At 53.2% G+C, this 24,544-nt stretch carries 23 protein-coding genes; 11 read left to right on the top strand and 12 right to left on the bottom strand.

The window, feature by feature from the left end; all coding sequences use genetic code 11:
• Positions 1 to 4: 4 nt before the first annotated feature.
• From ACH0VJ_RS21845 to yidA, 6 genes are all read right to left on the bottom strand, one after another.
• Entirely contained in the window at positions 5 to 1,342 is a 1,338-nt protein-coding gene (locus tag ACH0VJ_RS21845; RefSeq protein ID WP_000253524.1) for an MFS transporter, read from the bottom strand.
• Positions 1,343 to 1,426: 84 nt separating this feature from the next.
• Entirely contained in the window at positions 1,427 to 2,575 is a 1,149-nt protein-coding gene (gene dgoD / locus ACH0VJ_RS21840; protein WP_000704735.1) for a galactonate dehydratase, read from the bottom strand.
• Entirely contained in the window at positions 2,572 to 3,189 is a 618-nt protein-coding gene (locus tag ACH0VJ_RS21835; protein WP_001198741.1) for a 2-dehydro-3-deoxy-6-phosphogalactonate aldolase, read from the bottom strand. Before ACH0VJ_RS21835 ends, dgoD begins: the two co-directional genes overlap by 4 nt.
• Positions 3,173 to 4,051, bottom strand: coding sequence for a 2-dehydro-3-deoxygalactonokinase (locus tag ACH0VJ_RS21830; RefSeq protein WP_000127128.1), 879 nt, complete (start codon positions 4,049 to 4,051; stop codon positions 3,173 to 3,175). The genes ACH0VJ_RS21835 and ACH0VJ_RS21830 overlap by 17 nt, the downstream gene beginning before the upstream one ends.
• A complete protein-coding gene (dgoR, locus tag ACH0VJ_RS21825; RefSeq protein WP_000174317.1) occupies positions 4,048 to 4,737 on the bottom strand; it encodes a D-galactonate utilization transcriptional regulator DgoR in 690 nt (229 codons plus the stop codon). The genes ACH0VJ_RS21830 and dgoR overlap by 4 nt, the downstream gene beginning before the upstream one ends.
• A gap of 260 nt (positions 4,738 to 4,997) precedes the next feature.
• Positions 4,998 to 5,843: a sugar-phosphatase gene (gene yidA / locus ACH0VJ_RS21820; protein WP_000985567.1), complete on the bottom strand. Its 846-nt coding sequence runs from the start codon at positions 5,841 to 5,843 to the stop codon at positions 4,998 to 5,000.
• A gap of 439 nt (positions 5,844 to 6,282) precedes the next feature.
• Between yidA and ACH0VJ_RS21815 the strand changes: the two genes are divergently transcribed.
• Complete coding sequence (locus ACH0VJ_RS21815) at positions 6,283 to 6,975, top strand: hypothetical protein (RefSeq protein WP_000691471.1); 693 nt, start codon at positions 6,283 to 6,285, stop codon at positions 6,973 to 6,975.
• 350 nt (positions 6,976 to 7,325) lie between these two features.
• On the opposite strand, the gene gyrB is transcribed toward ACH0VJ_RS21815, so the two are convergent.
• From gyrB to dnaA, 4 genes are all read right to left on the bottom strand, one after another.
• Entirely contained in the window at positions 7,326 to 9,740 is a 2,415-nt protein-coding gene (gyrB, locus tag ACH0VJ_RS21810) for a DNA topoisomerase (ATP-hydrolyzing) subunit B (RefSeq protein WP_000072047.1), read from the bottom strand.
• A 28-nt stretch (positions 9,741 to 9,768) separates the two neighbouring features.
• A complete protein-coding gene (gene recF, locus ACH0VJ_RS21805; RefSeq protein ID WP_000060085.1) occupies positions 9,769 to 10,842 on the bottom strand; it encodes a DNA replication/repair protein RecF in 1,074 nt (357 codons plus the stop codon).
• 147 nt (positions 10,843 to 10,989) lie between these two features.
• Complete coding sequence (gene dnaN, locus ACH0VJ_RS21800; protein WP_000673478.1) at positions 10,990 to 12,090, bottom strand: DNA polymerase III subunit beta; 1,101 nt, start codon at positions 12,088 to 12,090, stop codon at positions 10,990 to 10,992.
• Between the two features lie 4 nt (positions 12,091 to 12,094).
• Complete coding sequence (dnaA, locus tag ACH0VJ_RS21795; RefSeq protein WP_000059093.1) at positions 12,095 to 13,495, bottom strand: chromosomal replication initiator protein DnaA; 1,401 nt, start codon at positions 13,493 to 13,495, stop codon at positions 12,095 to 12,097.
• Positions 13,496 to 14,155: 660 nt separating this feature from the next.
• On the opposite strand from dnaA, the gene rpmH reads away from it, so the two are divergent.
• From rpmH to ACH0VJ_RS21750, 9 genes are all read left to right on the top strand, one after another.
• Positions 14,156 to 14,296, top strand: coding sequence for a 50S ribosomal protein L34 (gene rpmH, locus ACH0VJ_RS21790; RefSeq protein WP_000831330.1), 141 nt, complete (start codon positions 14,156 to 14,158; stop codon positions 14,294 to 14,296).
• A 16-nt stretch (positions 14,297 to 14,312) separates the two neighbouring features.
• A complete protein-coding gene (rnpA, locus tag ACH0VJ_RS21785; RefSeq protein WP_000239725.1) occupies positions 14,313 to 14,672 on the top strand; it encodes a ribonuclease P protein component in 360 nt (119 codons plus the stop codon).
• A complete protein-coding gene (gene yidD / locus ACH0VJ_RS21780) occupies positions 14,636 to 14,893 on the top strand; it encodes a membrane protein insertion efficiency factor YidD (RefSeq protein WP_001307474.1) in 258 nt (85 codons plus the stop codon). Before rnpA ends, yidD begins: the two co-directional genes overlap by 37 nt.
• A 2-nt stretch (positions 14,894 to 14,895) precedes the next feature.
• A complete protein-coding gene (yidC, locus tag ACH0VJ_RS21775; protein WP_000378281.1) occupies positions 14,896 to 16,542 on the top strand; it encodes a membrane protein insertase YidC in 1,647 nt (548 codons plus the stop codon).
• Positions 16,543 to 16,682: 140 nt separating this feature from the next.
• Positions 16,683 to 18,047, top strand: coding sequence for a tRNA uridine-5-carboxymethylaminomethyl(34) synthesis GTPase MnmE (gene mnmE, locus ACH0VJ_RS21770; RefSeq protein WP_000019081.1), 1,365 nt, complete (start codon positions 16,683 to 16,685; stop codon positions 18,045 to 18,047).
• Between the two features lie 182 nt (positions 18,048 to 18,229).
• Positions 18,230 to 19,417: an MFS transporter gene (locus ACH0VJ_RS21765; protein WP_000819617.1), complete on the top strand. Its 1,188-nt coding sequence runs from the start codon at positions 18,230 to 18,232 to the stop codon at positions 19,415 to 19,417.
• Entirely contained in the window at positions 19,386 to 20,345 is a 960-nt protein-coding gene (gene yidZ, locus ACH0VJ_RS21760) for an HTH-type transcriptional regulator YidZ (RefSeq protein WP_000749371.1), read from the top strand. The genes ACH0VJ_RS21765 and yidZ overlap by 32 nt, the downstream gene beginning before the upstream one ends.
• A gap of 157 nt (positions 20,346 to 20,502) precedes the next feature.
• On the top strand, positions 20,503 to 21,258 hold the full coding sequence (locus ACH0VJ_RS21755) for a 4'-phosphopantetheinyl transferase superfamily protein (RefSeq protein WP_000190678.1): 756 nt from the start codon (positions 20,503 to 20,505) through the stop codon (positions 21,256 to 21,258).
• Positions 21,258 to 21,842, top strand: a complete 585-nt coding sequence (locus tag ACH0VJ_RS21750) for an NADPH-dependent FMN reductase (RefSeq protein ID WP_001536157.1) — start codon at positions 21,258 to 21,260, stop codon at positions 21,840 to 21,842. Before ACH0VJ_RS21755 ends, ACH0VJ_RS21750 begins: the two co-directional genes overlap by 1 nt.
• 6 nt (positions 21,843 to 21,848) lie before the next feature.
• Here ACH0VJ_RS21750 and ACH0VJ_RS21745 read toward each other — a convergent pair whose 3' ends face one another.
• Together ACH0VJ_RS21745 and adeP are read right to left on the bottom strand one after the other, a co-directional pair.
• Positions 21,849 to 22,274, bottom strand: a complete 426-nt coding sequence (locus ACH0VJ_RS21745; RefSeq protein WP_001747551.1) for a hypothetical protein — start codon at positions 22,272 to 22,274, stop codon at positions 21,849 to 21,851.
• 45 nt (positions 22,275 to 22,319) lie between these two features.
• Positions 22,320 to 23,657 (bottom strand): adenine permease AdeP, encoded by a 1,338-nt coding sequence (adeP, locus tag ACH0VJ_RS21740; RefSeq protein WP_001536744.1) that lies wholly within the window; start codon positions 23,655 to 23,657, stop codon positions 22,320 to 22,322.
• A gap of 168 nt (positions 23,658 to 23,825) precedes the next feature.
• Between adeP and yieH the strand changes: the two genes are divergently transcribed.
• Positions 23,826 to 24,491, top strand: coding sequence for a 6-phosphogluconate phosphatase (gene yieH, locus ACH0VJ_RS21735; RefSeq protein WP_000078081.1), 666 nt, complete (start codon positions 23,826 to 23,828; stop codon positions 24,489 to 24,491).
• Positions 24,492 to 24,544 lie beyond the last annotated feature (53 nt).

Here is a 24,544-nt window from a genome sequence, read left to right as displayed (position 1 = left end):
CAACTTATCCGACGCGTTTCACATCGCCCACTAACAGGATGTAAGACAGCGCGCCCAGCAGGGCCACAACGGAGATATAGACCAGCGCCGGAGCAAAACCGTAGCTTTGCGCCAGATAACCAATCACTAACGGTACGCTAATCCCGCCCAACCCGCCGATAAAGTTAAACATACCGCCGGTAAGGCCAATCAACCGCATCGGCGCAAGCGAAGAGATTAACGACCAGGTAATGGACGCAAATCCGTTGCCGAAGAAAGCTATCGCCATCAACGCCATAATCCACAACGGATCGTTAGTGTAGTTAGCGCCCATAATGCACGTGGAGATGAGCAAACCGCAAATAATCGGCGTTTTGCGCGCCACGCCCAGCGAGAAGCCTTTTTTCACCAGTTTATCCGCCAGCCAGCCGGAGAGCAGTACGCCAAAAAAGGCAGCCAGAAACGGTACGGTCGTCATAAAGCCCGCTTTTAGCGCGGTAATGCCTTTTTCCTGGGTCAGATAATTAGGGAACCAGGTCAGAAAGAACCATAGCGTAGAGTTTACGGCGAACTGACCGAGGTAGACGCCCACCAGCTTACGATGAAACACCAGTTTCCAGTCGGCTTTCGTCAGCGGCTGGCGGGCCTCTTTTTTCGCTGGCGCATCGCCATCCACCAGACCGCCGCCATCGCGAATATACTCCAGCTCCGCCTGGCTAAGGCTTTTCGTCAAACGCGGCGGTTGATAAACCTTAAACCAGACCAATGACCAGATAATCCCGATACCGCCGGTGACGATAAAGACCCAGTGCCAGCTCAGCATTTCCTGAATCCAGATCAGCAGCGGCGTAAGGAATGCCAGTCCGACGAACTGTCCAGAGGTGTAGAACCCGACTGCGGATGCGCGCTCATGCTCCGGAAACCAGCTAGTGACCATCCGGTTATTTGCCGGAAAGGCCGGCGCCTCGAAAATCCCGGTAATAGCGCGCAGGCCGATAAGCGACAATAGTCCCGTCGCAAACCCCTGCAATAGCGTCGCGACTGACCAGCCGAAGATAGCGATAAAATAGGTCAGCCGGGACCCAATACGGTCGAGAAACCAGCCGCCAGGGATCTGGCATAACGTATAGAGCCAGGCAAAAGCGGAGAAGACATAGCCCATTTCCGCTTTGGTAATGCCGAATTCTTTTTGAATATGCATGGAAGCCACGGCAAGGTTGGCGCGATCGACGTAGCAAATCACCACGGTAATAAAGATCATCACCAACGTCAGATAGCGGCGACGCCCCGGCTGTGCTGCTGTAACTGAAATATCCATCGTCATCTGTCTCCAGATTCTGGGCATAGCGAGGCCGCTCACCATGCCCTGTAAATTACAGAGGGTGTGTTTTTATATTTAAATTGGGTTGCCCGGAGGGCGACGTTTGTTGAGCCTACAGCGTGGCGATCACCACTCGGCTACCGATCCGTCAGCGTGCCGCCACAACGGATTACGCCAGTCCGGCGCGCTTTTGCTAAGTTCAATCACCCTGGCCTCGTCAATGTCTACGCCAAGACCCGGTTTGGTTAAGGGTTTAAAGAAGCCGCCGTCCATGCTGAAGTCTTCTTTGTTTTTCACAAAGTCGAGCAGCTCCGCGCCCTTGTTATAGTGAATGCCCATGCTCTGCTCCTGGAATACCGCGTTGCGCGAAACAAAATCGATATGCAGGCAGGCAGCCAGGGCGATTGGACCCAGCGGGCAATGCGGCGCCAGCGCCACATCATATGCTTCCGCCATTCCGGCGATTTTATAGCATTCGGTAATGCCGCCCGCGTGGGATAAATCCGGCTGTAGAATCGCCAACCCGCCCGCGTCCAGCACGCGTTTAAATTCAAAACGCGAGAACATACGTTCGCCTGCGGCAATCGGAATATGCGTTTGCGCTGCCAGGCGCGGATAATATTCCGCCTGTTCCGCCAGCACCGGCTCTTCAATAAACAGCGGACGATAGGGTTCCAGTTCTTTAATCAGCACCTTCGCCATCGGCGCGCTAACGCGACCGTGGAAATCGAGCCCAAACTCAATTTCACTGCCGAAAGCTTCGCGGATTTGCGCCACGGTATTGACCGCCGCATCCACCGCACGGGAGTTATCAATCACGCCCATCTCTTCACAGCCGTTCAGCTTGAAGGTGTCAAAACCAATACCGCGCAATTTTTCAATACCGTCAATGACGTCTGCCGGACGATCGCCGCCCACCCAGCTATAGGCCTTGATTTTGTCGCGCACCAGGCCGCCCATGAGCTGCCAGACCGGCGCATTCAACACCTTGCCTTTGATATCCCACAATGCCTGGTCAATACCGGCGATGGCGCTCATCATAATCGGGCCGCCGCGATAAAAACCGGCCCGGTACATTACCTGCCACAGGTCGTTGATACGAGCCGGATCTTTCCCTATCAGGTAGTCGGCAAACTCATGTACTGCCGCCTCAACAGTACGTGCCCGACCTTCAATGACCGGCTCTCCCCAGCCAACCACGCCTTCATCCGTTTCGATTTTCAGGAACATCCAACGTGGAGGTAAACGGTACGTGGTGATGTGAGTTATTTTCATTTCACTGCCTCTCGATACGCATTAACAAATGCCGCAGCCTGCTGCGCGGTGCGTTCAACGGATTGCCCGGCGCGATAGAGATCGCTACCCAGTCCCGCGCCCACACAGCCGGCTTTAATCCATTGCGCCAGGTTTTCCGGCGTCACGCCGCCGACGGCAAATAGCGGAACATCCGGCGGAAGTACCGCTTTCAGCGCGCTGATGTAGCCCGGACCAAACGCCGATGATGGGAAAATTTTTAACGCCTGTGCGCCTGCATCCAGCGCAGCAAAGGCTTCCGTTGCCGTGGCGCAGCCCGGACACACGGTCATGCCATAGCTCACTGCCCGGCGGATCACCTCCGGTTGGATATTCGGCGTGACGATCAGCTTGCAGCCCATCCCGGCAAGCTGGTCTACCTGTTCCGGTTTCAGTACGGTACCAGCGCCAATAAGCGCCCTGCCGCCATACGCCTTCACCACGGAAGAAATGCTTTTTTCCCACTGTGGGGAGTTAAGCGGAATTTCTATAGCGTCAAATCCCGCATCCACCACCGCGCCAACGTGCGCCAGGGCATCATCGGGCGTAATACCGCGTAAGATAGCGATGAGAGGGAGATTAGTTTGCCACTGCATGAGCGATGCTCCTTATTCCAGCCTGAAATGCCATATCGCCATCCACGGTTGAAACATCACGCCCAATAGCACGAAACGCCTGTTGGTAACGTAAGATCAGCGCGGGTCCAGCGACGAGAGTGATAGCCTGTTGCGCCGCGAAGGATTCGCTCATGCTGGCGACTTCCGCGCCAATCAACAGGCCGGAGAGGAAGTCGCTGACCTGCTCACGCGCAAGGTGTCCCAACACGTGCGAGGCGCGAACCTCAAAAAGAGAAGGCAGGACGGCAGGAGAATTAAGACCGCGCTCCAGCCCCGCGGCATAGGCGTCGCCAGAAGCTTCCTGTTCCGGCAAACCAGCCCCGACCAGCGAGTGACGCAGCAACAAGTGATGGAGTTCGCCTGTCATCACAGTACGAAAATCATGAATTTGTTGCGTATCAGTCTGTACCCATTTGCAATGCGTGCCGGGCATGACATAGACAGAAGAAGGAGAAAGTTCGCGGGCGCCAAGCAGTTGCGTCTCTTCGCCGCGCATCACGTTGTGGTTATCCTCGCGTGAGACACACAATCCGGGGATGATCCAGATGTTGTCGCCAACGGCGGTTAACTGTTCGCCAATAGCGGAGAACAGGGCGGGAACCGGCAGATAAGGCGCATTTTGCCAGCCTACGTTACTGCCGATCATGCCCGCCATTACCACGGGGGTGGCGCTGTCGCGCCAGTGTGTTGTGACTTCTGCTAACACCGCGTCAGGAGATTTACCGTTCAGGCGTGTAACGCCTGCTTCTGATTGCCTGCTCTCCAGGCATTTGTCGCCCTGGTAAAGCCAGGCGCGCAGATTGGTCGATCCCCAGTCAATTGCGATGTAGCGAGCTGTCATGTGATTTCCTTTAACCTTCGTGTCGAGCTGGCGATCATGGTTAATGCCGCCTGCTCTGCCGCATCGCCATCCTGATGCCGTATCGCATCGAATAGCGCCTTATGTTCCTGGAGCGTTTTCGGCATGTTGGCCGCATCGCCCATCCAGGTCCGTTCAAATACCGCTCGCTGTAGCGAGCTGATCGCTACATTTAACTGTTGCAACACCGGGTTATGCACCGACTGCAACACTGCTTCGTGATAGCGAATATCCGCCTCGTTAAACGCTTCCCGGTCCTGGTTGTTGGCAATCATGTCGTTTAGCGCCGACTCAATTTCAGCCAGATCGCTTGATGTTGCCCGTTCCGCCGCCCAGCGTGCTATTGCTGGCTCCACCAGGTTTCGTATTTCGCTCATCGCGCTGATAAGCCTCGGGTCGTAGTCGTTTTCCAGCACCCATTGCAGCACGTCGGTATCGAGATAATTCCACTGGTTACGCGGTGCGATAAACGCGCCGCGATAGCGCTTCATTTCAATTAGCCGCTTCGCCATAAGCGAACGAAACACTTCGCGAATGATGTTGCGCGACGTTTCAAACTCCTCGCACAGATCCGCTTCCGCTGGCAGCGCCGAACCGGGTACGTATTTACCGCTGACAATCTGTTTGCCCAGCGTGATAACGATGCGATCGGTTTTATTGAGAGTCATAGAGAGTCCTTGTGCTCGATGTGAACTCTCTTACTTTACCGCGATAGCTGAATTACGCCGCAATTTTGTAGTACTAGCGTGATATCAACCGTCGTTATCATGCCATTAATGTAGTACAACATAATTATGTTGTACTACAATTTAGATCACAAAAACGACAATTGGTTATGGGGACGTTATAAGACGTAAACGAAAGATATAAAAAAACCCGCAGCAAGTGCGGGTCGTTAAGCGCGTATTTGCCCGATGGCGACTATGCCTTATCGGGCGGGAAAATGGCCGGATGAGTAATCGGGGTTCAGCACAAATTTTTCAATCGCCCAGGCAACACCATCTTCAAGGTTCGATTTAGTCACAAAGTTAGCCACCTCTTTGACCGACGGAATGGCATTGTCCATTGCCACGCCCATACCGGCGTATTCAATCATCGCAATGTCGTTTTCCTGATCGCCAATCGCCATGACCTCCTCGGCTTTAATTCCCAACGCCTCGGCCAGCGATTTTACGCCAGTCCCTTTGTTGACGCGTTTATCGAGGATTTCGAGGAAGTACGGCGCACTTTTCAGCACGGTGTACTTTTCCTTCACCTCTGCCGGTATACGCGCAATCGCTCGGTCGAGAACGGCAGGCTCATCGATCATCATCACTTTCAGGAACTGGGTCGCAGGATCCATTTTTTCGGCTTCACAGAACACCAGCGGAATGGTCGCCACATACGACTCATGCACCGTGTAGTAGCTGATATCGCGGTTAGCGGTATAAAGCGTATTTCGGTCTAATGCGTGGAAGTGAGAACCCACCTCACGGGACAGTTTTTCCAGGTAACGGTAGTCATCATAGCTGAGCGCCGTTTGCGCAACCGTACTGCCGTCCCCTGCTTTCTGCACCAGCGCCCCGTTATAGGTGATGCAATAATCGCCGGGCTGTTCCATGTGAAGTTCTTTCAGGTAACTGTGCACACCCGCATACGGACGGCCTGTGGTCAGCACCACATTTACCCCTTTTTCACGCGCAGCGGCAATCGCGTTTTTAACCGCCGGAGAAATGGTGTGATCGGGCAGCAGAAGGGTGCCATCCATGTCGATAGCAATAAGTTTGATAGCCATGAAATCCCCGCATTAAATGAGTCCTGACTCATGCTAACGCGATTCCGCTCAAAAAACAGCAAAAGAGTCAGGGATAAAGGGGGATAAACTCTGGAAAAAGGATTCCTCTTTTGTCCGACATGATGAAGAGTTTAACGGTCTTTACAATGGTTGCTTCTATTGTGCATTGACCGATTTATCAGGCAATAACATACAGAAAAATAAAGGAGGTTATTGGGAAACTCACCGTCTATAGAAGAAAAAGAGACTGAGTGTCCCGTTAAACCATTTGAGGAATGAATAATTTGATGACAATTACCGTTAGTACTCTCTGAAAAAAATAAAAATAACACAGCTTTCGATTAAACGGCACACCGGTAAGAAAGCGCAGATAGAAAAAATAGCAATAAAATTAGCGGCGTGGTAATAATAACGAATATGACATGTAAGGAATACATTCATGAAAATAATTAAAATAATATCAGCCATTGCCATGAGTTATTTTTTAAGCGGCTGTATGACGTCATCTTTACTCGATACTATAAAAACGGAAAGCGCACCCACGACAGAAGTCTGGAAAACAGATGAAATAAAAAGTATCAAACCATCAACGACCACAAACGGAGAGGAAACGTGGACATTTGTTGGTGAAGACAATAATTATCAACTTGATATAAAAGATGATAATATCAACACAACAACCAGAAATTTCGTCACTTTACTGAATAATCCTCATATCGATAAAAGAATTATCGAATTTTCCAAACAGCTTTACTGTTCTACCGATAGTAAAAAAGGGAACAAACAAAATGAGTTTCATTGCGTCCGCCCTTCAGATATTAGCTACAGCTATAAATCTTTGACGGAAGAAGAAAAATCAAAAGTCAGAGAGGCATTTTATGTACATGAAAACGATCCTGGCAGTCCTTTTTATTTTACGTTAGCAGGAAAAATCCAACCCAAAGATGCCGATAATGAAAATGAAATATTACTAAAATCTTTCCATAAAATAAACTTCACACGTGATAAGAAGCATTTCTCGGCTAAGGTTTTATTAATGCCATTCTCTATTATTGGCGATGTTATCACTGCGCCCTTCCAGGCAATTGGCCATATTATTATCATGAATTCTTTACCGGCGATGCGCTACTAATAATAAAGAATGCCTGAATGTATTCAGGCATTCTATGTCAGCTTTACCTTGTCGGATGGCGGAGTAAATACTCTATCCAACCAACAAAGTATCTTTAATGCTAAACAATGGAAAATACATCAAGGATATATTATGAACAAATTATTAGAAATATTAATTTTAACGATACTTGTAGTGGCTATAATTCTTGGTATTGGATACGTCATTATATTGCACTCACTACCCCCGATGCGTTACTAAATCTCAGACTGCTGACAAACCTTCCAGGCGCTGTTAAATGTTGGGATTCGCTCCCCTCAACCTACAGACTAAATCTCTCCCTTATATAAGGGAGAGATTACGCGGGAATATTAAATATCGATATTCGCTGCTTTCAGGGCGTTCTCTTCGATAAAGGCACGACGCGGCTCAACGGCATCACCCATCAGCGTGGTGAACAGCTGGTCGGCAGCAATCGCATCTTTGACGGTCACGCGCAGCATACGGCGACTTTCCGGGTCCATGGTGGTTTCCCACAGCTGATCCGGGTTCATTTCACCCAGACCTTTATAACGCTGGATAGCCAGACCGCGACGTGATTCTTTCACCAACCACTCCAGCGCCTGCTCGAAGCTGGTTACCGGCTGGCGACGCTCGCCGCGTTCGATAAACGCGTCCTCTTCAATCAGACCTCGCAGCTTCTCGCCCAGCGTGCAGATACGACGATATTCCGCGCCGGTCACAAACTCGTGATCCAACGGATAATCGGTATCCACACCATGCGTACGCACGCGAACGATAGGCTCGAACAGATTCTGTTCCGTATTAGTATGAACATCGAACTTCCACTGACTGCCGTGCTGCTCTTTCTCGTTCAGCTCGGTAATCAGCGCATTCACCCAGCGCGTTACAGTCTGCTCATCAGAAAGATCGGCTTCGGTCAGAGTTGGCTGATACACCAGCTCTTTGAGCAGCGCTTTCGGGAAGCGACGCTCCATACGACCAATCATTTTCTGCGTGGCGTTATATTCAGAGACCAGTTTTTCTAACGCTTCGCCGGATAGCGCCGGCGCATGGGCGTTCGCGTGCAGAGTCGCACCGTCAAGCGCGATGGAAATCTGGTACTGATCCATCGCTTCATCGTCTTTGATGTACTGTTCCTGCTTACCTTTCTTGACTTTGTACAGCGGCGGCTGCGCAATGTAGACGTGGCCGCGCTCGACGATTTCCGGCATCTGACGATAGAAGAAGGTCAACAGCAGCGTACGGATGTGCGAGCCGTCGACGTCCGCATCGGTCATGATGATGATGCTGTGATAGCGCAGCTTGTCCGGGTTGTACTCGTCGCGACCGATACCGCAGCCCAGCGCGGTGATCAGAGTCGCCACTTCCTGAGAGGAGAGCATCTTGTCGAAGCGCGCTTTCTCGACGTTGAGGATTTTACCTTTCAGCGGCAGAATCGCCTGGTTTTTACGGTTACGCCCCTGCTTCGCAGAGCCGCCCGCGGAGTCCCCTTCCACCAGGTACAGTTCGGACAGCGCCGGGTCGCGTTCCTGACAGTCCGCCAGTTTGCCCGGCAGACCGGCTAAATCCAGCGCGCCTTTACGACGGGTCATTTCACGGGCGCGACGCGCCGCTTCACGCGCACGCGCGGCGTCGATAATTTTGCCGACGACGATTTTCGCGTCAGATGGGTTTTCCAGCAGGTATTCGCTCAGCAGTTCGTTCATCTGCTGTTCTACCGCCGATTTCACCTCGGAAGAGACCAGCTTATCTTTGGTCTGTGAGGAGAATTTCGGGTCCGGTACTTTTACGGAAACCACCGCAATCAGACCTTCACGGGCATCGTCGCCGGTGGCGCTGACTTTAGCTTTTTTGCTGTAACCTTCTTTGTCCATATAGGCGTTCAGCGTACGGGTCATCGCCGCACGGAAGCCTGCCAGGTGGGTACCGCCGTCGCGCTGCGGAATGTTGTTGGTAAAGCAGTAGATGTTTTCCTGGAAACCATCGTTCCACTGCAGCGCCACTTCAACGCCGATACCGTCTTTTTCGGTGGAGAAGTAGAAGATATTCGGGTGGATCGGCGTTTTATTCTTGTTCAGATATTCAACAAACGCCTTGATGCCGCCTTCGTAGTGGAAATGATCTTCTTTGCCATCGCGCTTGTCGCGCAGGCGGATGGAGACGCCTGAGTTCAGGAATGACAGTTCACGCAGGCGTTTCGCCAGGATCTCATATTCAAATTCAGTGACGTTGGTGAAGGTTTCGTGGCTCGGCCAGAAACGTACCATCGTGCCGGTTTTATCGGTATCGCCAGTGACGGCCAGGGGTGCCTGCGGCACGCCGTGCTCGTAGATCTGACGGTGAATTTTGCCATCTCGCTGGATAACCAGTTCCAGTTTTTGCGACAGAGCGTTGACTACCGAGACGCCCACGCCGTGCAGACCGCCGGAGACTTTATAGGAGTTATCGTCAAATTTACCGCCCGCGTGCAGAACGGTCATGATCACTTCCGCCGCCGAGACGCCTTCTTCCGGGTGAATCCCGGTCGGAATGCCACGGCCATCATCCGTTACGGACACGGAGTTATCGGCGTGAATAGTCACGACGATATCTTTACAGTGACCTGCGAGCGCTTCGTCGATAGCGTTATCTACCACCTCGAATACCATGTGGTGCAGACCGGTGCCGTCATCCGTGTCGCCGATATACATACCCGGGCGCTTACGCACCGCATCCAGCCCTTTCAGGACTTTGATACTGGAGGAGTCATAAGAATTCGACATCAACGTTTCTCGCTCATTTAATCTTGGGTTAATCCGTTATTTTACCCTTTTCCACGGTAAACATCTTCGAATTTTCATCCGACATGTCTATAACGTGTTCAGCGCTAATTGCGCTGACAAAGACCTGCGATTGCGTGGCTTTTAAGCGGCTGGCCAGCAGTCCGCGACGCGCATCGTCAAGTTCAGAGGCAAAATCATCTATCAGGTACAGGCAGCGCCGCCCGCTTTCGCGGGTGAGGAACTCGCCCTGCGCCAGACGTAAGGCGCACATCAATAACTTTAGCTGCCCGCGCGACAGGGTATCTTCCACCGGCGCGCCGTCGGCGCGAATGCGAAAGTCCGCTTTATGCGGCCCGTGCGCGGTGTAGGTCAACATACGGTCACGCTCAAAGCTTCGCTCCAGCACGTCCGCATAGTCTGTCTCTTTCTCCCAGCCGCGCTGGAAAGAGAACGTCAGGGAAAATTCAGGTAAAAACTGCTGACAGGTATCCGCCATGTCCTGTGCGATAGCGCTACTGTACTCCGCCCGCCAGGTACTAATTTGTTCCGCCAGCGGAATCAGCTCTTTATCCCACGGGCGCAATTGCTCATAACGACTCACCTGGCGCAGCGCGGCATTACGCTGTTTCAGCAATCGTTTCAGGTTGCTCCAGGCGGTGAAGAATCCGGCTTCGTTGTGAAAGCATCCCCAGTCAAGGAACGCTCTTCTGTATTTGGGGCCGCCGTTGAGTAAAGTAAACCCCTCCGGCGTAATCAACTGCATCGGCATTAAATGCGCCAGCTCCGCGATCTTGTGACCGTCGGTACCGTCGATACGGACCTTGCTGTCGCCCTGCTTATCTTTGGTTAAGCCAATCGACGTCTCACGCTCTTCGCTCTGTAATCGCCCGTGAAGAACAAACGCTTCCTGCTCATGACGAATCACGCGGCCAGGCTGCAAACTGCGAAACGCCCGACCATGGCCAAGCGTATAGATAGCTTCCAGCACGCTGGTTTTGCCGCTGCCGTTGGCGCCAACCAGGAAGTTAAAGCCGGGGGATAAAGCGAGATCCGCATTTTCTATGTTGCGGAAGTCTTTGATTAAAAGGCGCGTCAGTGACATATATTAGTACATTCGTCCAGGGGCGTGTGTGTCGCAGCCAGTTCGTCTACCGCCAGCGCGCAGAAAGCGGAGCGTACACGAAGTACGTGAGCATTTCGAGCACTGCCGGGAGGCGAAATGGCAAGTAAACCAGCCCCTTTTCAGATTCTACAGCCTCATTGGCATAACAACGTAGGCAGCACTCTGTGACGCCGCATCCTCAATCTGTACGCTGGATACGGAATCCGTCAGCATAATGCGCACGGTTTCGCACTTCAGCGCATTGAGCACGTCCAGCACGTAACTGACGTTAAAGCCGATTTCCATCTCCGTCCCGCCGTAGCTCACGTCCAGAATCTCTTCCGCTTCTTCCTGTTCCGGGTTATTGGCGGTGATTTTGAGCTGATTCTCACTGACGTACAGACGCACGCCGCGGAATTTCTCATTCGAGAGGATTGCTGCGCGGGCAAACGCCTGCTTGAGGATATCGCAGCCCGCTTCCAGATGTTTATCCGGATTCTTCGGCAGAACGCGACGGTAATCCGGGAAGCGACCATCCACCAGCTTCGAGGTAAAGATAAAGTCGCCGACGTGCGCGCGGATATTATTACTGCCAATCTGCACGCGCAGCGGGTTTTCGCCGCCGTCGAGCATACGCATCAGTTCAATCACGCCTTTACGCGGCACAATCACCGAGTGGCTGGGTAAAGACGCTTCCAGCGGCATTGAGCACACCGCCAGACGGTGGCCGTCGGTCGCGACAGTGCGCAGTTCGCTACCTTCCGTTTCAAACAGCATACCGTTTAAGTAGTAGCGCACATCCTGATGGGCCATCGAAAACTGGGTCGATTCAATCAGGCGCTTCATCGTGGCCTGCGGCAGCGTAAATTCAACTTCGCTTTGCCAGTCGTCAAGATTCGGGAAATCGGCGGCAGGCAGCGTAGACAGCGAGAAGCGGCTACGGCCAGAACGCACCAGCATCCGATCGCCTTCCAACTGAACGGCAATCTCCGCGCCCTCCGGCAGGCCGCGGCAGATATCAAAGAATTTCCGCGCCGGCACGGTAGTGGCGCCTGGCTCATGCGGCTGAGAAAGCGTAACGCGCGCGACCATCTCCATTTCAAGATCGGTGCCGGTCAGAGAAAGCGTACCGTCCGCTACCTGGAGGAGCAGGTTACCGAGAATCGGCAGCGTAGGACGGCCGCCCAGCGGGCCGCTGACCTGCTGAAGCGGTTTTAATAAATGTTCACGTTCAACGGTAAATTTCATAGGATCACGACGACAATGTTCTGATTAAATTCGAAAAATCTTCTTTGATATCGTGGCTTTCTTCACGCAGTTGCTCAATTTTACGACAGGCATGAAGTACGGTAGTGTGGTCGCGCCCGCCAAACGCATCGCCGATTTCCGGCAGACTGTGGTTGGTGAGCTCTTTTGCCAGCGCCATAGCCATCTGGCGCGGACGTGCTACCGAGCGAGATCGACGCTTAGAAAGCAGATCCGCAATTTTGATTTTGTAATACTCGGCCACCGTCTTCTGAATATTGTCGATGGTGACCAGTTTTTCCTGCAACGCCAGTAAATCGCGCAGCGCTTCGCGCACAAAGTCGATAGTAATCGCCCGGCCGGTAAAGTTGGCATTGGCAATCACCCGGTTCAACGCGCCTTCCAGTTCACGCACGTTAGAGCGTAGACGTTTGGCGATAAAGAACGCTACTTCGCCTGGCAGACGAATATCATTTTCGTCCGCTTTTTTCATCAGGATCGCCACGCGGGTTTCCAGTTCTGGCGGTTCGATCGCCACTGTCAGCCCCCAACCAAAGCGGGACTTGAGACGATCCTCAACGCCGTTGATCTCTTTCGGATAGCGATCCGACGTCAAAATGATCTGCTGATTGCCTTCCAGCAGAGCGTTAAAGGTATGGAAAAACTCTTCCTGGGATCGTTCTTTATTGGCGAAGAATTGAATATCGTCGATCAGCAATGCGTCAACGGAGCGGTAGTAGCGTTTAAACTCTTCGATGGCGTTATTTTGCAGGGCTTTTACCATGTCCTGCACAAAGCGCTCGGAGTGCATATACACGACTTTCGCGTTGGGTTTACGCGCCATAATGCCGTTACCCACCGCGTGCAGCAGGTGAGTTTTACCCAGACCGGTGCCGCCATAGAGGAATAACGGGTTATAAGCGCCGCCAGGATTATCCGCCACCTGACGTGCCGCCGCGCGCGCCAGTTGGTTGGATTTACCTTCGACGAAGTTATCAAATGTATGTTTTACATTGACGTTGGAGCGGTAGGTCGGCTCCGCTGGCGCTGGTACGTTATCCCAGCCCGAACGGGCCGCAGGCGCTACGCGCTGCGGCTGCGCCGTTGTTGTCTGCGCAGGCGCGACAACGTTATGCACAGGCGTTTTTAGCGTTTGCGTAACGGGCTTTGTTCCCACTTCAAAACGCAGTTGTGGGGCATCCGCGCCGCAGAATGTGTTGAGTAATCCATTGATATTGTTGAGGTACTTATCTCTTACCCAATCGAGCACAAAACGGTTTGGCGCATACAAAGCCAGCGTGTTATCGCTCAGTTCCGCCTGCAACGGGCGTATCCACATACTGAATTCTGTGGCTGGTAACTCATCCTGCAATCGGGCAAGACACTGCTGCCAAAGCGAAAGTGACACGGCGGACTCCACTCGAACAAAAGTCGATAAATGACAAAGGCTGATACATTAATGATTGTTGGCGCACGTCGATAAGACCCTGCATGAAGGGTGACGCACGAACCGCTGTCTGCGGTTTTCACGGATCTTTCAAACGATCGCGACTTCACGCAGTCTGAAAAATTTCGTGTTCATGCCTGACCAGGATCGTTTGAAACGATCAGGACCGCGGATCATAGCCTAAACTGAGCAAGAGATCTTCTGTTTCTCACAGATTCTTCCCTATTTATCCACAGGACTTTCCAGGAAAGGATAAGTGTAATCGATCCTGGGGAACTCCTGTACGCTTTCGCGCGCATATTGAAAAAATTAATAGGTAAAGGTGAGCAGACGCCTAAAAGATCGCATAAAGATCCAGGGCGATCCTTGCGCTTTACCTGGCAGTCCGTATAATTCTCCACCCGTCGCGCAATGCCCGTCATATGGCGTCAACGCTGCTTATTTTCCGCACAAAAAGGCGTGGAAAATCGCGGGAAAATAAGGAAAGAGAATTGACTCCGGAGTGTACAATTATTACAATCCGGCCTCTTTAATCACCCACACTGTGGCGTAAGTCGTTCAAAGTTTGTTCGGGTATACGCAAAAGTCAGTGAATTTATTCAAGTTTAGGTAGAAATCGCCATGAAACGCACTTTTCAACCGTCTGTACTGAAGCGCAACCGTTCTCACGGCTTCCGTGCTCGTATGGCTACTAAAAATGGTCGTCAGGTTCTGGCACGTCGTCGTGCTAAAGGCCGCGCTCGTCTGACCGTTTCCAAGTAATAAAGCTAACCCCTGAGTGGTTAAGCTCGCATTTCCCAGGGAGTTACGTTTGTTAACTCCCGCTCATTTCACATTCGTCTTCCAGCAACCTCAACGGGCTGGCACGCCGCAAATCACCATCCTCGGCCGCCTGAATTCGCTGGGGCATCCCCGTATCGGTCTTACCGTCGCCAAGAAAAACGTTCGACGTGCGCATGAACGCAACCGGATTAAACGTCTGACGCGTGAAAGCTTCCGTCTGCGCCAGCATGAACTTCCTGCAATGGATTTCGTGGTGGTGGCGAAAAAAGGGGTTGCCGACCTCGATAACCGTGCTCTCTCGGAAGCGTTGGAAAAATTATGGCGCCGCCACTGTCGCCTGGCTCGCGGGTCCTGATAGCCCTTATTCGGGTCTATCAACGCCTGATCAGTCCGCTGCTTGGGCCGCATTGTCGTTTCACGCCAACGTGCTCAAGCTACGGAATTGAGGCATTGCGCAGGTTTGGAGTGATAAAAGGCAGTTGGTTGACGGTGAAACGCGTATTAAAATGCCACCCTTTACACCCTGGTGGTGACGATCCCGTCCCGCCCGGACCATTTGATACCAGAGAACACTAACGATGGATTCGCAACGCAATCTTTTAGTCATCGCTTTGCTGTTCGTGTCTTTCATGATCTGGCAAGCCTGGGAGCAGGATAAAAATCCGCAACCTCAGACTCAACAGACCACGCAGACAACGACCACCGCAGCGGGTAGCGCCGCCGACCAGGGCGTACCAGCCAGTGGCCAGGGGAAAATGATTACGGTGAAAACCGATGTGCTTGATTTGACTATCAACACCCGTGGTGGTGATGTCGAGCAGGCCTTGCTCCCGGCTTACCCGAAAGAACTGGGTTCCAACGAACCGTTCCAGCTGCTGGAAACCACCCCGCAGTTTATCTATCAGGCGCAAAGCGGCCTGACAGGCCGCGACGGCCCGGATAACCCGGCGAACGGCCCGCGTCCGCTGTACAACGTCGAGAAAGAGGCGTTTGTACTGGCCGACGGTCAGAACGAACTGCAGGTTCCGATGACTTATACTGACGCCGCAGGCAACACGTTTACCAAAACGTTTGTCTTTAAGCGTGGCGATTATGCGGTTAACGTGAACTATAGCGTGCAGAACGCCGGCGAAAAACCGCTGGAAGTCTCCACCTTTGGTCAGTTAAAACAATCCGTCAACCTGCCTCCTCATCGCGACACCGGCAGCAGCAACTTTGCGCTGCATACGTTCCGCGGCGCAGCGTACTCCACGCCGGATGAGAAGTATGAGAAATACAAATTCGACACCATTGCCGATAACGAAAACCTCAACGTCAGCTCCAAAGGCGGTTGGGTGGCAATGTTGCAGCAGTATTTCGCTACCGCATGGATTCCGCGTAACGACGGCACCAACAATTTCTACACCGCCAATCTGGGCAACGGCATTGTCGCTATCGGCTATAAAGCGCAGCCGGTACTGGTACAGCCAGGCCAGACTGGCGCGATGACCAGCACCCTGTGGGTCGGCCCGGAAATTCAGGATAAAATGGCGGCTGTTGCACCGCACCTGGATTTGACCGTGGACTACGGTTGGTTGTGGTTCATCTCTCAGCCGCTGTTCAAGTTGCTGAAGTGGATCCACAGCTTTGTGGGCAACTGGGGCTTCTCCATTATCATCATTACCTTTATCGTTCGCGGTATCATGTACCCGCTGACCAAAGCGCAGTACACGTCAATGGCGAAGATGCGTATGCTGCAGCCGAAAATTCAGGCGATGCGCGAACGTCTTGGCGATGATAAACAGCGCCAAAGCCAGGAGATGATGGCCCTGTACAAAGCGGAGAAGGTTAACCCGCTGGGCGGCTGCTTCCCGCTGATCATCCAGATGCCTATCTTCCTGGCGTTGTACTACATGCTGATGGGTTCCATTGAACTGCGTCATGCGCCGTTCGCGCTGTGGATTCATGACCTGTCCGCACAGGACCCGTACTACATTCTGCCGATCCTGATGGGCGTAACGATGTTCTTCATTCAGAAGATGTCGCCGACCACCGTGACCGACCCGATGCAGCAGAAGATCATGACCTTTATGCCGGTCATCTTTACGGTGTTCTTCCTGTGGTTCCCGTCAGGTCTGGTGCTGTACTATATCGTCAGCAACCTGGTCACCATCATTCAGCAGCAGCTGATTTACCGTGGTCTGGAGAAGCGTGGCCTGCATAGCCGCGAGAAGAAAAAATCCTGATTCGGTGTAGGCCGGATAAGGCGAAGCCGCCATCCGGCAAGGCGCGCCGGTCAGCCTGATGGCGCTAACGCTTATCAGGCCTACAATCAAAAGGCGGTCATATGACCGCCTTTTTTATTGCAACAAAGTTGAGACTAACCATGAGCCATAACGACACTATCGTCGCCCAGGCAACCCCACCGGGACGCGGTGGCGTGGGTATCCTGCGTATCTCTGGTCTGAAAGCGCGCGACGTTGCGCAAGAGGTGCTGGGCAAGCTGCCGAAGCCGCGCTATGCCGACTACCTGCCGTTTAAAGACGTTGACGGCAGCGCGCTGGATCAGGGTATTGCGCTGTGGTTCCCCGGCCCAAACTCCTTCACCGGTGAAGATGTGCTGGAGCTACAAGGGCACGGCGGTCCGGTGATCCTGGACCTGCTGTTAAAACGTATCCTGACGCTTCCAGGCGTGCGCATTGCCCGACCTGGCGAGTTCTCCGAGCGAGCGTTCCTCAACGATAAGCTCGATTTAGCCCAGGCGGAAGCCATTGCCGACCTGATCGATGCCAGTTCCGAACAGGCGGCGCGTTCGGCGCTAAACTCGTTACAGGGGGCATTTTCCGCCCGCGTTAACCACCTTGTGGAAGCACTTACTCACCTGCGAATCTACGTCGAAGCGGCTATCGATTTTCCGGATGAGGAGATCGACTTTCTCTCTGACGGCAAAATTGAAGCGCAGCTCAATGGCGTCATCGCCGATCTTGACGCCGTGCGCACCGAAGCGCGCCAGGGCAGCCTGCTGCGCGAAGGGATGAAGGTAGTGATTGCCGGACGCCCGAATGCCGGGAAATCCAGCCTGCTGAATGCGCTGGCAGGCCGTGAAGCGGCCATTGTCACCGATATCGCCGGTACCACGCGCGACGTGTTGCGCGAGCATATTCACATCGACGGGATGCCGCTGCATATCATCGATACCGCCGGACTGCGCGACGCCAGCGACGAAGTTGAGCGTATCGGCATCGAACGCGCCTGGCAGGAGATTGAACAGGCCGATCGCGTGCTGTTTATGGTGGATGGCACCACGACGGACGCCGTTGACCCTGCCGACATCTGGCCGGACTTTATCGCCCGTCTGCCCAAAAATCTACCGATTACCGTGGTACGTAACAAGGCGGATATCACCGGCGAAACGTTGGGTATTAGTGAAGTAAACGGTCACTCACTGGTTCGCCTCTCGGCGCGTACCGGCGAAGGCGTCGACGTGTTGCGTAACCACCTCAAGCAGAGCATGGGGTTTGATACCAATATGGAAGGCGGCTTCCTGGCCCGCCGCCGTCACCTACAGGCGCTGGCGGAAGCCGCTGAACACCTTGAGCAGGGCAAAGCGCAGCTATTAGGCGCATGGGCGGGGGAACTGCTGGCGGAAGAGTTGCGCCTGGCGCAGCAAAGCTTAAGCGAGATTACCGGCGAGTTTACCTCCGACGACCTGCTGGGACGGATTTTCTCCAGCTTCTGTATCGGCAAATAACGTTGTGTTGCCCGGTGGCGCGATGCTTACCGGGCCTACAAAACCCGTAAGCCGGATAAGGCGTTTATGCCGCCATCCGGCAGCAATGATTTCCCATGCGGAAATCACTGTTGTCCAAATGGCAACTCGTCTCGCGCAACGTCGCCCCGTATTCTTAGCGCCACACTTTTCGTGAGGCCGCTATGAAACGTTTTCTACTGTGTAGTTTTGCCCTGGTTTTACTCTATCCTGCCGGTATTGATATGTATCTGGTCGGTTTACCGCGTATAGCCGCCGATCTGAACGCCAGCGAGGCGCAGTTGCATATCGCCTTCTCCGTTTACCTGGCCGGAATGGCGACGGCCATGCTGTTTGCCGGGAAGATAGCCGACCAGTCAGGCCGCAAGCCGGTCGCGATCGTCGGCGCGCTCGTCTTTATGATGGCCTCACTGCTTTGTTCACGGGCGTCGGAAGGCTCGCTATTTCTGAGTGGGCGTTTTCTTCAGGGAGTAGGCGCAGGCGGCTGCTATGTGGTGGCGTTCGCCATTCTGCGCGACACGCTCGACGAGCATCGCCGGGCGAAAGTGCTGTCATTATTGAATGGGATTACCTGTATTGTGCCGGTACTCGCCCCGGTGGTGGGGCATTTGATTATGCTTCGTTTCCCCTGGCAAAGTCTGTTCTATACGATGTCCGCGATGGGCATTATTGTGGGCCTGTTATCACTGTTTATCCTGCGCGAGACGCGCCCGGCAAGGCGGGCTCCACGCGATTTATCACGATCGTCGCCCGCCGCCGAGTCGCTGGTTAACCGTTTTTTCGTCAGTCGACTGGCGATCACCACCCTTAGCGTGTCGGTGATCCTGACCTTCGTCAATGCCTCTCCAGTGCTGCTGATGGAGGTGATGGGATTTAGCCGTGGCGACTATGCCATTACCATGGCGCTCACCGCAGGCGTCAGCATGGTCGTCTCTTTTTCTACCCCTTTTGCGCTTGGGTTATTTAAGCCGCGAACCTTAATGCTCGTCTCACAGGGGCTGTTTTTGACGGCTGGCATGACGTTAAGCCTTGCTCATACCAATACCGTCACGCTCTTTGGCCTGACGCTTATCTGCGCCGGATTCTCGGTTGGTTTTGGCGTCGCGATGAGCCAGGCGCTGGGGCCGTTTTCGCTGCGCGCCGGAGTGGCCAGTTCCACGCTGGGTATCGCGCAGGTTTGCGGTTCATCACTGTGGATTTGGCTGGCGGCAATACTCGGTATCAGCGCGATGAATATGCTGATCGGGATTCTGATTGGTTGTAGCATAGTGAGTATTCTGCTGATCTTCTCCGTCGCGCCCAACAGGTCCGTAGCCGAGCATGAAGAAATCCCTTACCAGTCTCGATCTTAATCTGCTGTTATGCCTACAGTTACTCATGCAGGAGCGCAGCGTCACTAAAGCTGCAAAACGGATGAACGTAACGCCCTCAGCGGTCAGCAAATCGCTGGCGAAACTCCGGGCATGGTTTGACGATCCGCTGTTCGTCAATACGCCGCTGGGCCTGGCGCCGACGCCGCTGATGGTCAGTATGGAGCAAAGTCTGGCGGACTGGATGCAGATGGGGAATCAACTGCTTGATAAACCGCATCATCAAACGCCGCGCGGTTTAAAATTTGAGTTGGCAGCAGAGTCGCCGCTGATGATGATTATGTTTAATTCACTGTCGCAGCAGATTTATCAGCGCTATCCGCAGGCTACCATTAAGGTTCGCAACTGGGATTATGACTCGCTGGAGGCGATTACGCGTGGGGAAGTCGATATCGGATTTACCGGACGCGAAAGCCATCCCCGCTCGCGAGAATTGCTCAGTCTGTTACCGCTCGCGATTGATTTTGAGGTGTTGTTTAGCGATTTACCGTGGGTCTGGCTGCGGGAAGATCATCCGGCGCTGCGCGAAGCGTGGGATCTGGACACTTTTCTGCGCTACCCACATATCAGTATTTGCTGGGAGCAAAGCGATACCTGGGCGCTGGACGATGTCCTGCAAGAAATGGGACGCAAACGCCATATCGCGTTGAGCCTGCCGGGGTTCGAGCAGTCGCTCTTTATGGCCGCCCAGCCGGGTCACACCCTGATAGCAACCGCGCCGCGCTATTGCCAGCACTACAATCAGCTCCACCAGCTACCGTTAGTGGCGCGCCCCCTGCCTTTTGATGCGCAACAGCGGGAAAAGCTGATGGTGCCGTTTACCCTATTATGGCACAAACGTAATAGTCATAATCCCAAGATTGTGTGGCTACGACAGGCTATCAACACGCTCTGCCGTCGCCTTATCTGACCACCTGCGTTGATAAATTAACCTTCCTCTTACCAGAAATGTCACCATCTGATTAAAGAACCTTCTGAAATTGAATTTTTAGCGCGTAAAACCTGTCCATAATTTACGTTAATGTTACTCTCGTCATTATCACGGCCCATTAATCACGGAGCGAAAAATGGCGACTCACTTTGCCAGAGGGATACTTACGGAGGGACAGTTGGTTTCAATTCGTCTCTCTTCGTCTTGCCATATTGAAGCCAGAAACCTGCCTGCTCACCGACGAACGCGTTTTCTCGCCTCCAGAGGCCTTCTTGCCGAACTGATGTTTATGCTGTACGGAATTAGCGAGCTGCCGGAAATCATTATTCAGGCGAAAGGTAAACCCGCGTTTCGTGACAAAAATCTGCCAGGCTTTTCTATCTCCTATGCCGGAAATATGGTTGGCGTGGCGTTGACCACCGAAGGAGAGTGCGGGCTGGATATGGAATTACAGCGCACCTCCCGCGGCTTTCACCATCCGCATTCGCTCGAACGCCACCCTTTCTCCCGTAATGAAAACTTATGGGTAGCCAATCAAAACGATCCCAACGAAGCGCGAGCGCAACTCATCACATTGCGCCAGAGCGTGTTAAAACTCACCGGCGATGTCATGAATGACGATCCGCGGGAGCTGCAACTTTTACCCGTTGCCGGACGCCTGAAGTGCGCGCATGTCACGCAGCTTGAAGCCGTGTGCGATGCGGAAGATGTGCTGGTATGGTCCGTAACCGTTACGCCAGCGATAGAAAAATTAAAAGTGTGGGAGTTCGATGGCAAACTGGGCTGGAAAAGCCTGCCCGATATCCAGACGCGCGCCAATGAGCCAACCGGGCGTCTGATGCGATTCGCCCAACTCCCCGCCGCCAAATCGTATACGCTTAATCGTTCATAATGAAAAAAGGGGCACGTATGTCTGAAACGCTGAATGTGGTTACATTGCTGGGAAGTTTACGCAAAGGTTCCTTTAACGGGATGGTGGCGCGTACGCTGCCTAAAGTCGCGCCGGCAGGAATGACAGTATCGCCGCTGCCTTCGATCGGGGATATTCCGCTGTATGACGCCGATATCCAGCAGGAAGAGGGATTTCCAGCCAGCGTAGAGGCGCTGGCGGAGCAGATTCGCAACGCCGACGGCGTCGTCATTGTGACGCCGGAATATAACTATTCCGTTCCCGGCGGCCTGAAAAATGCCATCGACTGGCTATCCCGTCTGCCTGAGCAGCCGCTGGCGGGTAAGCCCGTTCTTATCCAGACCAGCTCAATGGGGGCGATTGGCGGCGCGCGCTGCCAGTATCATCTGCGCCAGATTCTGGTGTTCCTTGATGCAATGGTGATGAACAAACCGGAATTTATGGGCGGCGTGATTCAGAATAAAGTCGACCCGCAGACTGGAGAAGTGGTGGATCAGGGAACGTTAGATCATTTGACTGGGCAGTTGACCGCATTTGGCGAGTATATTCAGCGGGTGAAACACTGAGGATTATCACCGTAGTAAATACGCGTGCTTTTTTAGTAAAGCACGCATATCCGATGTGATGTAAAAAGCATCTTCCAACTCTTCATCCTTACAGTCCGTACATGACCAATACCACACTGTATAGATATGTCTGGTGATATGTTTATCCAGTAAGTCATAGATTACTGGCCAGGAAGGATGCTTATGGTACTGCTCACCAAAGTTATCTATACATTCAAGAAGTATTATCATTAACACAAAGCATTCATCATCGTTGCATTCGCTATAAGCCGATAAAAACTCATCCAACCGTCGATTATCCGCAACCTCGATTGGCCAATCTTGCATGCAAGATTCATTAGGCAGGCTGAAACGCTGAGCCAGGGAATCGATAGCCTGGCCTGTTTCATAACGAATTAAATGTTTGGGGAGATGAATAAATATTTTATCCATGTTTCTATACGTTAATGGGCGGTTTTACCGCCCATTTCGTTGTTCTTAGTGGCCGTCAATAAACACAATCTTCAGCACAAATAACAGCGCGACAATCACTACGCACGGGCTAAGGTCGCGCAGGCGACCGGTACCAATTTTCATCACGCAGTAAGAGATAAAGCCCAGCGCGATACCTTCGGTGATCGAGAAGCTAAACGGCATCATTACCGCCGTAATAAACGCCGGGACCGATTCGGTTAAATCCTGCCAGTTTACCCGCGCCAGGCTGGAGGTCATCAGCACGCCGACGTAAATCAGCGCGCCCGCCGCCGCGTAAGGCGGCACCATGCCCGCCAGCGGCGACAGGAAGATAACCAGCAGGAACAAAATACCGACCACCACCGCCGTTAAACCGGTGCGACCGCCCACCGAAACGCCGGAAGAGGACTCAATATAAGCGGTCACAGAAGACGTTCCGACAAATGCGCCAGTGACAGAAGAGATACTATCAACAAACAGCGCCTGCTTCATGCGCGGGAACTTACCTTTCGCATCCGCCAGGCCCGCTTTATCGGTCACGCCAATCAGCGTACCGGAGGAGTCGAACAGGTTAACCAGCATGAAGGAGAAAATAACCCCCGCCAGGCCAAGATTGAACGAGCCTGCCAAATCGACATGCCCTACCACGCTGGTGACGCTTGGCGGCGCGGAGACAATGCCGTTGTAGTGTACATCGCCCATCATCCAGCCAAGCAGCATCGTGACGATGATGGACACCAGCACCGCCGCATGAATGTTGCGCGAAGCGAGAATCGCAATAATAAAGAATCCGAGAACCCCCAGCAGCACGCTGTGCGAGGTCAGGTTGCCGATGCTGACCAGCGTTTCCGGGTTAGCGACGATCACGCCGGCGTTTTTCAGCCCCATCATGCCGATAAACAGGCCGATGCCGCTGGTGATGCCCACGCGCAGGCTGACCGGAATGTTGGCGATCATCCAGTAACGCACGCGGAAGATAGTCAGCAATAAAAGACCAACAGCGCCCCAGAAAATGGCGCCCATGCCTACCTGCCACGGCAGTCCCATTGCCTGCACAACCACGAAGGCAAAGAACGCATTCAGCCCCATCGCGGGCGCCAGCGCCACCGGCAAGTTAGCGAACAGGCCCATCAGAATACTGCCAAAGGCCGCAATCAGACAGGTGGTCACAAAGACGGCGCTGGTGTCCATGCCAGCTACGCCCAGAATTTGCGGGTTAACAAAAACGATATAAACCATCGTCAGGAAAGTGGTAAAACCGGCGATCACTTCGGTTCGTGCCGTCGTGCCATGTTCGCGCAGTTTAAACACGCGTTCCAGCATACCCTGACCAGAAGCCTGGGTGGTGTGTTGTTGACTCATTATCAATTTCCGGAGAAAGGAGGGAAAATTCGCCGTTATCCTATACCAAAATGCGACACCTGGCGCAGTTGTGTGGTAATTTTTTTCACTCAATTTGTTAGTACGGCAACGATTGCGTCCCCTCATTCAGCATTACGTAAACGTTAAACTTGTTAAAATGGAAATGACATGTCCCAAATCGAAGCAGTGTTTTTTGACTGTGACGGCACGCTGGTCGACAGTGAAGTGATTTGCTCGCGCGCCTATGTCACTATGTTCCGGCAGTTCGGCATTACGCTTGAGCTCACGGAAGTATTCAGACGCTTTAAAGGCGTAAAGCTCTACGAAATTATCGATACCATCAGTAAAGAGCATGGCGTTGCGCTGGCAAAGGCGGAGCTGGAACCCGTGTACCGCGCGGAAGTGGCGCGCCTGTTCGATACCGAACTGGAAGCGATCGCGGGCGCAAATACCCTGCTGGAGAGCATTAAGACGCCCATGTGCGTGGTATCCAACGGGCCGGTCAGTAAGATGCAGCATTCGCTGGGTAAACTGGGCATGTTGCATCATTTTCCCGATTTGCTGTTTAGCGGTTACGATATTCAACGCTGGAAGCCCGATCCGGCGCTGATGCTCCATGCGGCGAACGCCATGAAGGTCAATGTTGAGAAGTGTATTCTGGTGGATGATTCCAGCGCAGGCGCGCAGTCAGGAATTGCGGCGGGAATGGAAGTATTTTATTTCTGCGCCGATCCGCATAACAAACCGATCGATCACCCTAACGTGACGACGTTTACCGATTTGGCGCAGTTGCCGGGATTGTGGAAAGCGCGCGGGTGGGAGATTACGCGTTAACTGAAATGCCGGATGGCGTTAACGCTTATCCGGCCTACAGCATCTGTACCTGT

Origin of the sequence: Salmonella sp. 2020_1459, assembly GCF_043847915.1 — a bacterium.
GTDB classification, from domain to species: domain Bacteria; phylum Pseudomonadota; class Gammaproteobacteria; order Enterobacterales; family Enterobacteriaceae; genus Salmonella; species Salmonella enterica.
Note: the sequence above shows the minus strand (reverse complement) of the source record. Positions and strands in the feature narration are given on the sequence as shown.